The following is a 12,884-nucleotide window of genomic DNA, read 5'->3' on the forward strand; positions in this document are numbered from 1 at the left end:
TCAATACCACGAGACAAGCTCCACTGCCTTGACTCCCAGTGCAATGATCGGCTCAGCGCGCCATCCTCTTGACGCTCGTGACTCCGTCGTGCTGCTGCACGCGGAATCTGAACGAGGGGGCCTCCCTCTCCAGGGCTGCCTTCGCGCTTGGCGGCAACCGGTTCAGCGCGTCAGTCAGGTCGGATAGTTCTTCTTCGGTGAGCTCGGGCGATCTCCCGGCTCGGGCGGGAGCGTGCAGCTCGAAGTTCAAGAGGCCTCCGTCGCTTGAGACCGAGTAGTCGCCCAGCCAGGGGATCGCGAACATGGCCTTGTCGAGCTCGTGCATTGGGATGAACGCCCCGCCGGTTGTTACGCCGTTGCTCGCCCTGCCGGTGATCTCCAAGCCTCTGAGGATGGAGCCGCATCGGCACGGGCCGGGAAGGAAGCGCCCCCTGTCGCCTGTGCGGTAGCGGAGGAGGGGTGTGCCGGTCGCGCACAGGGTGGTCAGCACCACCTCGCCGAACTCTCCCTCCGGCAGCGGGGCAAGCGTCGTCGGATCGACGACCTCGAACAGGTAGTTGCCCTCCATCACGTGGAGCCAGTTCCTCTCCTCGCACTCTAGCGCCCCTCCGTACAGTGTCTCCGTCAGGCCGTAGTGACGCCGGGCAGAACATCCCCAGGCCCTCTCTATCGCGGACACAAGGCTAGGCGCGGCGTAGTCGGCGCACAGCAACACCTGAGACAGCCCTCTTCCCAGCCTGGAATCCGGCCCTCGCGCCAGCGACAGCACCTGGGCGGGCATCCCTATCAGGCACTGCGCTCCAATCTCGGCGACTTGCTCCAGCGCCGTCCTCCCGTCGAGCGGGGAGTGCAGCACGCACTCCCTCTCCGGTGCCACCGCGCGCACCAGCAGATCCCCTATGCTGCCGGGTCTCTCTCCTGGCAGCAGCACAAGCGCTCTCCCTCCGGGGGGCAGAAACGTGGTCATTCCCACCCGGAAGATATCGATCGTAGCAGCCAGGTCCTCCTCCGTGAAGAAGAGGCGCTTGCCCTCGCCCGCGGTGCCGGATGTACGAAGGGTGACCACCCGGGCTACCTCGTCCTGGGGGACGGCCATGAAGCTCATCGGGCTGTTCGCGATGTCGTCCGGAAGTGTCGGTGCGAGGTTGAAAAAGTCATCCAGTGACGCCGGAAAGCCCTCGGGGATCCCGGAAAGCCTCTCCGCGTAAAAAGGGCTGCACCTCCGCGCCTCCTCGACTACGGAACGAAGGCGCTCAAGCTGGTATCTCTCTATCCCCGCCCTGCCGAAAGGCTCTCCCGTCCTGCCCGCGACCCACTCGTCAAGGGTCGGTCTCATATTATCGAATTGTCGAAGGCGGGCGGTGCGTCGGTCGGGTCGATGCCGCCCTCCATAAGCAGCTCCATGGACTTGACCCAGACGGAGCGGACTAGGAGGCCGCAGCGCGCCCGACCGTGCTTGTCCAGTATGTCGCCGCACATGATGCTCTCCCCCGCGCACAGCTCGTCCCGGAACCACTCGACCAGCCGCCTGACCATCATTCTGAACATCGGGTGCTCCGTCTCTCCGTCCGCGCCTTTCCCGGCGTAGTAGCCCAGAAGGCACGCGCCTCCCAGCAGAGCGCCGCAGGTGGCGTTGCTGTGCCCCAGCCCGAGCGACAGCCCCCCGGTCGCTCGAATAAGAGAGGCGTCGTGTTCCGCCCCGGTCTGGCGAAGGGCCATCAGCAGCAGTATCTGGCTGCAGTGGTAACCCTTGCCCTCGAAGGAGAGCAGTTCGATCTGAAGTTCGTCGAGGTCGAAGTCGCTCATCACTTGTCCTCCAGGATCTTTTCGACTTCCAGCATCTTGCCCGTCGCAAGCTCCTCCGGGATAAAGGTCATCCCGCAGGAGGGGCAGGTAGGAAGATCAAGGGTGAAGACGCTGCCGAGGTATGTCAGCTCCATCTTTCCCATCTCCATCTTTACCCCGCAAGCGCCGCACTCGGCGTCCAGGTATCTCTCAAAGGACTTGGTCAGCTCTTTCATGGCTCGTCCTCCGCACCGACCACTGTCATCCTGTGGCTCCATCCTCCGTGCACGTCATACGATCCGTCGTCACGAGGGGAGTAGGTCACCCAGTAGGTGACCGACGCCGGCCTCAGAGAGGCGGTCAGCACGCCGTCGGGCGATCTCATTCTTTTGCCGCTCCTCTCCGCTCCCCGGATCGTCCTCTTGACCGTGTCCAGCATAATTCTGCGCTCGGACAGCAGGGCCTCCGCCTCCGGCGAGAGGTGCACTATGACCGACTCGTGCTCCTCCATAAGGTCATCCTCCTTCCACAGATCCCTCTTAAGGGAGCGGACCAGCGCAACCCGGTTCTCCCTCTGGTCGGAGTAGCTTACAGCGACGCCCCCTGCAGGATCGTCCTCGCCGCCGGGGAAAAGGATGTCGAGCAGGTATGCGGCGGGCTTTCCCGACTGAACGAAGCTGTTGCGGCACATGGCGCAGTAGACCAGGAAGTCGTGCTCGCTCTCGCCGCCCCTCGCCTTAGCGGACGCGCGGGCGAGGTCGGGGTTGGCGCACTCCTGCAGGCCGCCGAAGCCGCAGCAGAAGGTCAGCTCGCCGGACAGGGGCGGCTCCTCGAATCGCACCGAGGACTTGGCCAGGATGCTGCGGACGGCCGACCGCACGACCGGCATCTCGGCCGCTGTGCACGGATCCGCCACTGCCAGGACTCGCTCGGGAACATGCACCGATTCCGGCAGCTCCATCCCGTCGAGCAGCTCCCACAGCGATAAGGTGCTCATCTCCGGCAGCTTTCTCCTGAACAGCGACAGGCAGCTTGTGCAGGCGACTATGACCATAGGAGAGCCCATCGACCTCCACTCGTCCATCATGAGATCGAGCCCGGCGCTCGCCATGTCGTCGCGACCGGCCCACTCCGCGGGAGCGCCGCAGCAGCGGAGCCACATCCCGACCCCGCCGTCGAGCCGCTTGCGCAGGAAGTCGTAGAGATGCTTGGTCGCGTCCGGGGAGGAGCCCGACAGCCTGCATCCGGGGTAGAGCAGGTAGGCGGGTCTGGCGACATCCGGGTCGCCGCGCAGCAGGGCGGCCTTCGGGGAATTGTAAAAGCTCATGTCCTCCAGCGCGAAGTCGTGCGCGGACGGGGGCATCTTCTCCTGCTCGATCATCTCACGCCTCGCCTCGGACACCAGGTCGGCCATGGAGAAGCCCTCGGGGCAGATCCTCTCGCACCTGCCGCACAGGGAGCAGGAGTTTATCATGGTGTTGGCCAGCCTGGTCCCCTGTATCACGGACAGATTGTTATAGACCTCGCGAGCGAACTTCTTCGGGTAGCCCTTGTAGTTCTGCATGAAGGCGCAGTGCTTGACGCATTCAAGGCACTCGCACATCAGGCAGCGCTCCGCCTCGGCGACAGCCTCCTCCGAAGTGAAAGAGTCCCCGTTCGCCTCGACCGGCGGCACGGGAGCGACTCCCTCCGTAGAGGTGAAGAGCCTGGTGGGGTATGGACCTTCCTTCTCGCGTGCCGAGTGAAGGGAAGCCCCCTGCATATGCCGCTCCACCGACTTCATTCCTCGCCTTCCGTCAGCCGCCCTCGTTATGAAAGACGGGGAATCGCCGCCGGCGAACAGACCCTCAACCCGAGTGGCCAGGCTGACCGAATCAGTGGACACGATGTCGTCCAGGACGGCTACCGCCCGGGGGTCGTCAAGCCCGGCGTAGGCTCCGTCGAAGGATTCGATCAGCTCCGCCAGGGGAGAAAGCTCGCTCCACGGCAGGAAGGAGGCCCCTCCCTTGCGAAGCCAGGCTATCTCCCGCGACGCGACGTCGTCCGTCACGACGGGTGACAGGCCGGTAAGCAGCGATGCCGGGTCCTCGTCGCAGTAGACGGTGACGGAGTAGCCCTTCCTAACTCCGTCGGATGCCGCGCAGAGGGAGCTTAATCCGCAGCCCAGCACTGCGACTTTCTTCCCACTCTTCGGGATCAGCAGGGGGGCCCTCTTGAGCGCTCCCTGCTCGACGCAGGCCCTCTCGATCAGCCCAAGCTCTATCGAACCGCCAAGTTTGGCCCGTCTGCACGCCTCCCTGCAGGGGGCATCGCATATCCGCGCCAAGACCTCCGGCAGGGGAAGTGCCCTCTCGATCAGTTTTCTCGCGTCGTTGAAGCGCCCCGCTTGAACGAAGCCACAGAGCGCCCGTCCGTCCAGATGGAGCGGGCAGGCGGCCTGGCAGAAGGGAGGCTCGTCCTGGACGCACTTGGACTCGAACTCGATAAGTCTCGCTTTTTCCATTAGCCACCTCGTCTTTCAGATGAAAAGGGGAGGCGCGTTACGCGCCTCCCCGCCAGTCGATAAAATTACTTTCCGAGTGCTGCCAGCACCTTCTCCGGAAGTGCGGGCAGCCTGGTCACACGGGCGCCGCAGGCGTTGTAGATCGCGTTGATGATGGCAGCGTGCGGGCTGGTGAGCGGAAGCTCTCCGATCCCGGCCGCTCCGTGCGGTCCGTCCTCGCGGTGCTCCTCGAAGTAGATAAGCTCTATGTCGTCCGGGATGTCCTTGATGTATGGGAATCCCGCGCCCGGCATGGTGGAGTGCTTCTCAATATCCTCGTAGTCCTCCGTCAGGGCCAGGCCAATTCCCTGCGCCAGACCGCCGTAGTTCTGTCCGTCGACGACCAGGCGGTTGTTGATCTTGCCGCAGTCGCACATCAGGGTCATCCTGTCGACCTCGGTCTTGCCGGTATCGGTGTCGACTGTGACCTCGGACATGAAGACGCCGTACATGTAGATCACGAACGGCGAGCCCTGGCCGTCCTCGGGGCCGCAGGCGACCCCGGCGACGGCGGACCACTTGCCGGCAAAGGAGGTCGGCTTGCCCGCTGCGACCAGCTCGTCGTAGGTCATGTAGCCGCCGCCCGGCTTGGCCGTCTCCTTCAGCAGGGTCTCGCAGGCCACGCGGATCGCGTTGCCGGTCATGACCTGGGAGCGAGACCCGCCCGCGGGGCCGGAGTTCGGGCACTTGGCGGTGTTGGGCCAGGTGAATCTGAGCTTCTCCGGGGCCACGCCCATCGGACGAAGCGCCTCGTGCGCGGTGCCGATCGCACCCATGTCCGCGCCCTGCCCGTGGTCCTCCCATGCGGTGCATACCGTGAAGGTGCCATCCGGGTTCATGTCGATGCGGGCCTCCGAGCCGTCCGGGCCGTCGAGGCCGCAGCCGTAGACTCCGACCGACAGGCCGACGCCCTTCTTGAAGCGGCTGGTCGATCCCTCCGTCGCGCGCTTCTTGGCCAGCTCGTACTTGGGCTTGAGCGCCTCGAACATCTTGGGCAGGCTGTAGGACTCGGGGGCCTGTCCGGTCGGGTTGGTGCTTCCCGGGCGGTATACGTTCTTGTAGCGCAGGTCGAACGGGTCCATGCCGAGCTTCTCGGCCAGTTCGTCCATCAGCACCTCGGAGGAGAAGAGCGATTGCGGCGAGCCGTAGGCGCGGAAGGCCGAGCCCCAGGCGTGGTTGGTGCAGACAGTGCGCCCCTCCCCGCGGATGTTCGGGATGTCGTAGCCGGCGCCCATGAACTGGGTGCCGCGAAGAGTGACCAGATCGCCGAACTCCGAGTAGGGCCCGTGGTCGACCGCGAAGTCAGTCTCCATGGCCAGCAGCTTGCCCTCCTTGTCGGCGGCGAACTTCATGTTGACGAAGAAGGGGGATCTCTTGCCCGTGTACTGCTGCTGCTGCGTCCAGGTGTAGTTCAGGGCGACCGGGTGTCCGGTGGCCAGGGCGGCCGCTCCGACAAGCGCCTCCATCGTCGGGCTGAACTTGTAGCCGAAGGTGCCGCCTGCCGGGTTGGTCACCAGCACAAGTTTCTCCGGCTCGACCCCGAGGCCGGGGGCGATCATGGCAAGATGCAGATGCACTCCGATGGACTTGGAGTGGATTACAAGCCTGCCTTCGTGGTCTGTGTAGGCGAAGCCCACGTCCGGCTCTATCGGCATGTGAGGCTGGCGTCCGACGTAGAAGTCGTCCTCGACGGTTACGACGTCGGAACGAGCGAATATCGGAGCGGTGTCCTCGCCCTTCTTGATCTTCTGAGTGTAGTATATGTTCGGAGTTCCCGGATGGATCTCGATGGCGTCGTCGGCCATCGCCTCGGGGGCGCTCATGTAGGCCGGGAGCACCTCGAGGTCGAGTTTGACCTTCTCCGCCGCCGCGACGGCGTTCGGGTAGGTATCCGCGCAGACTATCGCCACCGCATCGCCGTACTGGAAGACCTTCTCGTCGCAGAGGATCGGGCGGTCCCATCCGTCGCCCAGGTTGGTCGGGAAGGTGATGAGGCCCGTAATGCGGTTTTTGCCCTTGATGTCCTTGTGGGTTACGATCTTGTAGACGCCCGGCATCTTCTCCGCCTCCGAGGTGTCGATCCCCTTGATGTTGGCGTGAGACACCTTGGCCTGCACCAGAGCTGCGTGAAGAGTCTTCTTCGGCATCTTCAGGATAAGGTCTGCACCGTAATCGAGAGTGCCGGTGACTTTGGCCACGGCCGTCGGGCGCGGGTACTTGCTGCCCCAGATCCGTCCGTCCTCCGGCATCACGAAGTCCAGCTCCTTCTCGTCCATCTCGCCTCTGAGCACCTTGGCCGCGTCCATCACCGCGTCGACGATGGGTATGTAACCGGTACAGCGGCAGGCGTTGCGGTTGAGTTGGAACCAGTCGCGCACCTCTTCGCGGGTCGGGTTGGGGTTGGTGTCCAGCAGTGCCTTAGTGGAGACGATGAAGCCCGGAATGCAGAAGCCGCACTGGGCTGCCCCGTGCTTGATGAAAGCCTTCTGGATCGGGTGCAGGTTGTCCGGGGTGCCAATTCCCTCAACTGTGACTATGTTAGCCCTCTCGGGGAGGCGGGACATCTTGTACACGCACGTGCGGGTTACCTTGCCATCCAGCAGGACGTTGCACGAGCCGCAGTGCCCCTGACCGCAGCCCACCTTGACGCCCGTCAGGCCGAGCTGCTCGCGAAGCACCGTGGAGAGAACAGCATCGTCCTCGACCACGATATTGCGCTCGGCGCCGTTGACAAAAAACACCTTCTGAATCATCCTGTTTCCAGCTCCTTTCGATTTACGGACACGATATGCGGGTGAGCGCTGTGCAGCTACGCTCTTCAGTCCCGTTCCGAAAGCCTGGTGAAACGAATTATCCCTCCCGTCCCTCCTCCTTTCGTCGTCTTGACAAATAAACGCCGCCCTCCGCGCAAGGAGGACGGCGTGCGCCGTATTCTGGACCTCCTTGCCAAAACGAAGGAGTAACATGCTCCGGTCACTGAATGGAACCGGATCCCGTATTCCGACAAAATTAGTCGGCTATTTTCTGAAAACCAGCCTTTGCCCGTCTATTATAAGGCATAAACCCGTCGAGGAAAACACAAGCTCCGGCGTAAAAAAAGACCGCCCCTGCCGCGGGGGCGGTCACGGATCGCTACCAGGCCTCGGCGAAGGCCGCGTTCGTGTAGATGTCCTCCAGCCTGGACTTGTGCCCCTGCTCCATCGTCGCCAGCTGCAGGAAGGCCTCCTTCTGCTCGGCTGTCTCGCTCATGTCGGCGAAGGAGCGGTACAGCTCCATCGCCTCCTGCTCCTTTTTCATGGCCAGAGCGATGGCGTCCTTGAACGCGATATCGGTCGACAGGGTCTGAAGCTCCACTGTCTCCGAGACCTTGTAGTCGTCCGGCGCCTTGAAGTTCATTTTTCTACCCTTGTCCGCAAGGTACCCTTCAAGAAGAAGCTTGTGATCAACCTCCTCCTCCGCAAGCTCTTCGAAAGTGTCCTTGAGCACGGCGTCTGTCACTTTCGCGGCCGCGTCCTTGTAGAACTCGTAGGCCTCTACCTCGCTCTCTATCGCCATCCTTAGTATCTTCTCGTACTCCATGATTATCGCCTCCTCGGGAAAAATTGCACTCGTCCGGTGGAAACAAAATTGCCCGGCTCCGTGCAGCAAATATATCTCATGCGCCGATTATGTCAATGGAGCAGGCACGCGTACGCGCCGTGCGAGCTTTTCGATTTGATACTGGATACTGTATCCGTTCTTTTTCTCTTTTATCTCGATGCATAAAAAAGGCGTTGCTCGTGTATAATAGTATTCGTGCAGCAAAGCATCTGAATAATCAGTAAAGGAGAGGTGTTCATGTCGGAACTGGAAAAGACTCAGGTGAGGAGCAGAAGCGAGACGTTGAGCATTCTTTTGGGAGCTGCGTTTCTAATGGCGACCTCGGCCATAGGCCCGGGGTTTCTGACGCAGACGATATCGTTTACGAACGAGCTGAAGACGGTCTTCTCGTTCGCAATACTTCTGTCGATTCTGATCGACATAGTGGTTCAGCTTAACATCTGGCGAGTGCTCGCGGTCTCGGGCATGAGGGGGCAGGACGTGGCGAACAAGGTCATGCCTGGGCTTGGCTACTTCCTGGGCTTCGCAGTGGCGCTGGGCGGGCTGGCGTTCAACGTCGGCAACGTCGGCGGAGCGGCGCTGGGATTCGAGGTCCTCTTCGGGACCGAGCAGATGGTGGGCGCGTTCATCAGCGCAGGCATAGCCATCGCGATCTTCCTGTGGAAGGATCTGGGCAAGGCGATGGACAAGTTCACTCAGATCCTCGGAATCCTTATGCTGATCCTCGTGTTCTACATCGTCTTCGTGACCAAGCCTCCGGTTATGGAGACGGTTTACGAGATGGTACGCCCGTTCAGCAGCGTGGATCTGCTCAAGGAGTACAAGTGGCTCGTGGTGCTCACATTGGTCGGCGGCACCGTGGGCGGCTACATCTCCTTCTCGGGCGCGCACAGAATAATCGATGCGGGTATTGTCGGCGAGGAGCATCTGGGAGAGATCACGAGAGGCTCCGTGAACGGGATCATGATAACGGGCGTTATGCGCTACCTGCTCTTCCTGGCCTTCCTCGGGGTGGTGCTGACCGGTACGGTTATCGACATGTCGAACCCGGTGGCCTCGGCCTTCCAGATAGGCGCGGGCGCGCTCGGATACCGCATAGCGGGCGTAGTCCTCTGGGCCGCGGCGATCACCTCGGTGGTCGGCGCCTCCTACACGTCCGTCTCCTTCCTGCGCACTCTGTTCAAGTTCGTGGACAACTACTACCGCTTCTGGATCATAGGCTTCATCCTGGCGTCCACGTCCATCCTCGCGACGGTCGGCCGCCCGGTCGCCCTTCTGATAGTGGCGGGCTCTCTCAACGGGCTGATCCTTCCCCTGTCGCTGGGATGCGTCCTTCTGGCCGCCCACAACAAGAACATAATGAAGGACTACAGGCATCCGATCTGGATGTCGGCCCTCGGCTGGGTGATAGTGGTCTTCACCGCGTGGATGGGCTTCAACTCCTTCACGGGCATAGTGCAGCTCTTTAAATAATCCTGCGATGGCAGGTTGACGTCAAGAGAAAGGAGGCGTTCGATGATTGACTGACAGAGAATACCCGAGGCTGCTCGGCGCGGGCGACGGCTGCGTGGTCGTGGAGTATGGAGACTCCATCGACATGGAGGTCAACACGCGCGTCGCCGCGCTTGCGGCGTCGGTCAGGGAGGCGGAGCCGCCGGGATTTCTGGACGCCGTGCCGACCTACAGGTCGCTGGCGGTCTACTTCGACCCGGTGGTCGCCGATGTCGACGCTCTTTATAGAAACCTGGAGAGGATGATGACCTCGTCCGGCGCGGGCGAGGGTGGTGCGAAGAGAAAGGTGGTAGTTGTACCGACCCTCTACGGCGGGGAGCATGGGCCGGATCTGGGCAACGTCGCGGAGCACACGGGACTCCCGGAGGAGGAGGTCGTAAGACGTCACGCGGCCAACGACTGCTACTGCTACATGCTCGGGTTCACGCCGGGTTTCGCTTACCTCGGGGGGATGGACCAATCTCTCGAGACGCCCCGCCTCAAGAACCCGCGCGAGCTGATCCCGGCCGGGTCGGTAGGAATAGCCGGCAAGCAGACGGGCATCTACTCGATCGCCAGCCCCGGCGGGTGGCAGCTTATCGGCCGCACGCCCATGATGATGTTCGATCCCGGACGCGACCCCGCGATCTTCCTCGACGCGGGAATGTGGGTGCGCTTCCGCCCCGCGGACAGGGCGGAGTTCGACGAGATAGAGGCCGCTACGGCGTCTCGCTCGTATCAGCCGGAGATTCTTGAGGAGGAGGCATCATCATGACTGGTCCGGCGATCTTCTCGGTCCGGCTTCCGGGGATGCTTTCCACCGTGCAGGACTCCGGTCGGTGGAGCTACCAGGGCAAGGGGATGCCGGTGGCCGGGGCAATGGACATGCAGTCGTACCGGCTTGGCAACATACTGGTCGGCAACGACGAGGAGGATGCGGCGCTCGAGGTCACCCTGATAGGGCCGACTCTCGATGTCGTCGAGGGAGAGTGCGTCGCGGCGGTCACGGGAGCGGAGCTGGGCTTTTCCGTCAACGGCAGGCCCGTGCCGAACTGGACCGTAGTGCCGCTGGCCGCGGGGGACGTGATAAGCTTCAGCGGGCCGGTGTCCGGCTGCAGGGCGTACCTCTGCGTATCCGGAGGCATAGACGTGCCTATTGTAATGGGAAGCCGTTCCACCTACACCCGCGCTTCGGTGGGAGGGCACGAGGGAAGGGCGCTGAGAAAGGGCGACGTGATCCGCTGCGCCGAGCCCGCTCCCCTGTGGAGACTGTGCGACGGGCTGGTCTGCCCCGAGGATCTGCGTCCCCCGAGGGATCCGGAAGCGCCCCTGAGGGTCATGCCCGGGCCGCAGGAGGACCACTTCACGGAGAAGGGCCTCGAGGCTTTCTACGGCTCCGAGTACCAGATCTCAAACAGCGCGGATCGAATGGGATACCGCATGGAGGGGGAGAGCATAGAACACGCGGGAGGCGCGGACATAATCTCCGACGCCATCCCTCTCGGCGCGGTGCAGGTGCCGGGTCACGGACAGCCCATAGTGATGCTTGCCGACCGTCAGACGACGGGCGGATACACGAAGATCGGAGTGGTCTGCACGGTTGACACAGCCGCCCTCTCGCAGCGGCTGCCCGGCGCGGGCGTCAAGTTCCGGAGGATCACTCTGGATGAGGCCGTCGAGCTTACGCGTACCGAGGCGAGGGCGCGGAGGGAGCTTCGCTCGCTGCGAGCCTCCTGGCGCTCGTTGTCTCGAGGCGCGACGTCGGCTTTCTACGGTGCGCGCACAAGCGGGGAGGCGATACTGCGCGTCGATGGAGAGGAGCACTCGGTCTCCTGGGAGGAGATCTAGGAGGTGAAGTGATGTTCAGGATCGACCTTAACAGCGATCTGGGGGAGAGCTTCGGACCGTGGTGCATGGGCATGGACCGAGAGGTCATGGAACACGTAAGCTCCGCGAACGTGGCCTGCGGATTTCACGCGGGCGACGCTCAAGTGATGCTGAAGACGGTGCAGGCGGCCAAGGAGGCTTCGGTCGCGGTGGGGGCCCATCCGGGCTTCCCGGACCTGCAGGGCTTCGGCCGAAGGACCATGGGCTGCTCGCCCGACGAGGTCTATGCGTTTGTCCTGTACCAGATAGGAGCCATGCAGGCTGTGTGCGCCGCCCACGACGTGCGCCTGCAGCATGTGAAGGCGCACGGGTCTATGTACAATCAGGCCGCGAAGGACCTCGCCATGGCCAAGGCGATAGCGAGCGCGACCCGCGACGCAGGAGGAAAGCTGGTCCTCATGGGGCTGGCCAACTCCCTCTTCGAGCAGGCGGCGGCGGAGGAGGGCGTACCCTACGCGGCCGAGGCGTTCGCCGACAGGGGCTACATGAACGACGGCTCCCTAGTGCCGAGGAACAAGCCCGGCGCCTTCATACACGACCCGGAGGAGGCCGCCGAGAGGATCGTGCGCCTGGTGAAGGAGGGAGTGGTTCGCTCCGCCGACGGGGTGGACATAAAGCTGAAGGCTCACTCCATCTGCCTGCACGGAGACAACCCGTCCGCGGTGGACTTCGCCCGCAGGATTAAAAGCGCTCTGTTGACCAACGGTGTGGAGATCTGCAATATCAGGGAGGTGCTTGAGATATGAGGGCTGCGGACTACGCGGACAGCTCGCCTCGCGAAGTGAGGCAGCTCATCAGGGAGGGCAAGTGGACCCTGCCGACCCCCGGGATGTGCAAGGGGCACGTGCAGGGAAACCTGGTCGTGCTGCCGCGCGACCTGGCCTACGACTTCCTGGTCTTCGCCCAGAGAAACCCCAAGCCCTGCCCGATCCTGGACGTAACCGAGCCTGGCGACCCCGAGCCGAAGCTCGTGGCGCCGGGGGCGGATATCTCGACCGACATACCGAGATACCGGGTCTGGAAGGACGGGGAGTGCGTGGACGAGCCCACGGACGTCAAGAAGTACTGGCGGGACGACCTGGTAGGGTTTCTGCTAGGATGCTCCTTCTCCTTCGAGGGAGCCCTGCTGGAGGCGGGGATACCGGTGCGGCACATAGAGCAGAACAGGAACGTGCCGATGTACGTCACCAACATACAGTGCACGCCCGCCGGAGCTCTGAGGGGGCCGGTCGTCGTCAGCATGAGGCCGATCCCGGCGGCGATGGTCCCGAAGGCCGTGCTTTGCACCGGCCGTTTCCCGGCGGTGCACGGCGCTCCCATCCACATAGGGGACCCGTCGCAGATAGGGATAAATGACATAAACAAGCCCGACCTGGGCGACGCAGTGGACATCAACCCCGGGGAGGTCCCCCTCTTCTGGGCGTGCGGATGCACCCCTCAGGCCGCCATCATGGCGGTGAAACCACCTTTCTGCATCACGCACATGCCCGGCCACATGTTCATCGCGGACCCGAAGGACGCCGACTACGCGGTTTTCTAGACCGACGAGGTGTTGCGGTTTGCGGCTACAGAAAAGGGG

The 12,884-nt window shown here is 63.0% G+C and carries 11 protein-coding genes; 5 read left to right on the forward strand and 6 right to left on the reverse strand.

The annotated features are described in order from the left end of the window. Positions 1–52: 52 nt before the first annotated feature. The 6 genes from GX181_06375 to GX181_06400 all read right to left on the reverse strand — a co-directional run bounded on the left by GX181_06375 (position 53) and on the right by GX181_06400 (position 7,906). Complete coding sequence (locus tag GX181_06375) at positions 53–1,336, reverse strand: phenylacetate--CoA ligase family protein (GenBank protein ID NLM71566.1); 1,284 nt, start codon at positions 1,334–1,336, stop codon at positions 53–55. Continuing rightward, the gene (locus tag GX181_06380) at positions 1,333–1,806 is read right to left on the reverse strand and encodes a C_GCAxxG_C_C family protein (protein ID NLM71567.1); all 474 of its coding nucleotides are present in this window, start codon (positions 1,804–1,806) and stop codon (positions 1,333–1,335) included. Before GX181_06380 ends, GX181_06375 begins: the two co-directional genes overlap by 4 nt. Beyond that, positions 1,806–2,021, reverse strand: coding sequence for a hypothetical protein (locus GX181_06385; GenBank protein NLM71568.1), 216 nt, complete (start codon positions 2,019–2,021; stop codon positions 1,806–1,808). The genes GX181_06380 and GX181_06385 overlap by 1 nt, the downstream gene beginning before the upstream one ends. Continuing rightward, positions 2,018–4,288, reverse strand: coding sequence for a hypothetical protein (locus tag GX181_06390; GenBank protein NLM71569.1), 2,271 nt, complete (start codon positions 4,286–4,288; stop codon positions 2,018–2,020). The genes GX181_06385 and GX181_06390 overlap by 4 nt, the downstream gene beginning before the upstream one ends. A gap of 65 nt (positions 4,289–4,353) precedes the next feature. Further along, positions 4,354–7,080, reverse strand: a complete 2,727-nt coding sequence (locus GX181_06395) for a molybdopterin-dependent oxidoreductase (protein NLM71570.1) — start codon at positions 7,078–7,080, stop codon at positions 4,354–4,356. 379 nt (positions 7,081–7,459) lie between these two features. Continuing rightward, positions 7,460–7,906 carry a ferritin family protein gene (locus tag GX181_06400; protein NLM71571.1) on the reverse strand — a complete coding sequence of 149 codons (447 nt, stop codon included), beginning with the start codon at positions 7,904–7,906 and terminating at the stop codon, positions 7,460–7,462. Between the two features lie 258 nt (positions 7,907–8,164). Between GX181_06400 and GX181_06405 the strand changes: the two genes are divergently transcribed. The 5 genes from GX181_06405 to GX181_06425 are packed head-to-tail and all read left to right on the forward strand — an operon-like array spanning position 8,165 to position 12,845. Continuing rightward, the gene (locus tag GX181_06405; protein ID NLM71572.1) at positions 8,165–9,400 is read left to right on the forward strand and encodes a divalent metal cation transporter; all 1,236 of its coding nucleotides are present in this window, start codon (positions 8,165–8,167) and stop codon (positions 9,398–9,400) included. Positions 9,401–9,446: 46 nt separating this feature from the next. Next, the gene (pxpB, locus tag GX181_06410; GenBank protein NLM71573.1) at positions 9,447–10,193 is read left to right on the forward strand and encodes a 5-oxoprolinase subunit PxpB; all 747 of its coding nucleotides are present in this window, start codon (positions 9,447–9,449) and stop codon (positions 10,191–10,193) included. Further along, a complete protein-coding gene (locus tag GX181_06415) occupies positions 10,190–11,266 on the forward strand; it encodes a biotin-dependent carboxyltransferase family protein (protein NLM71574.1) in 1,077 nt (358 codons plus the stop codon). The genes pxpB and GX181_06415 overlap by 4 nt, the downstream gene beginning before the upstream one ends. 11 nt (positions 11,267–11,277) lie before the next feature. After that, complete coding sequence (locus tag GX181_06420) at positions 11,278–12,051, forward strand: 5-oxoprolinase subunit PxpA (GenBank protein ID NLM71575.1); 774 nt, start codon at positions 11,278–11,280, stop codon at positions 12,049–12,051. After that, entirely contained in the window at positions 12,048–12,845 is a 798-nt protein-coding gene (locus tag GX181_06425; GenBank protein NLM71576.1) for a putative hydro-lyase, read from the forward strand. Before GX181_06420 ends, GX181_06425 begins: the two co-directional genes overlap by 4 nt. Positions 12,846–12,884 lie beyond the last annotated feature (39 nt).

The sequence above is a fragment of the Synergistaceae bacterium genome (assembly GCA_012521675.1).
Lineage (GTDB): Bacteria > Synergistota > Synergistia > Synergistales > Aminobacteriaceae > JAAYLU01.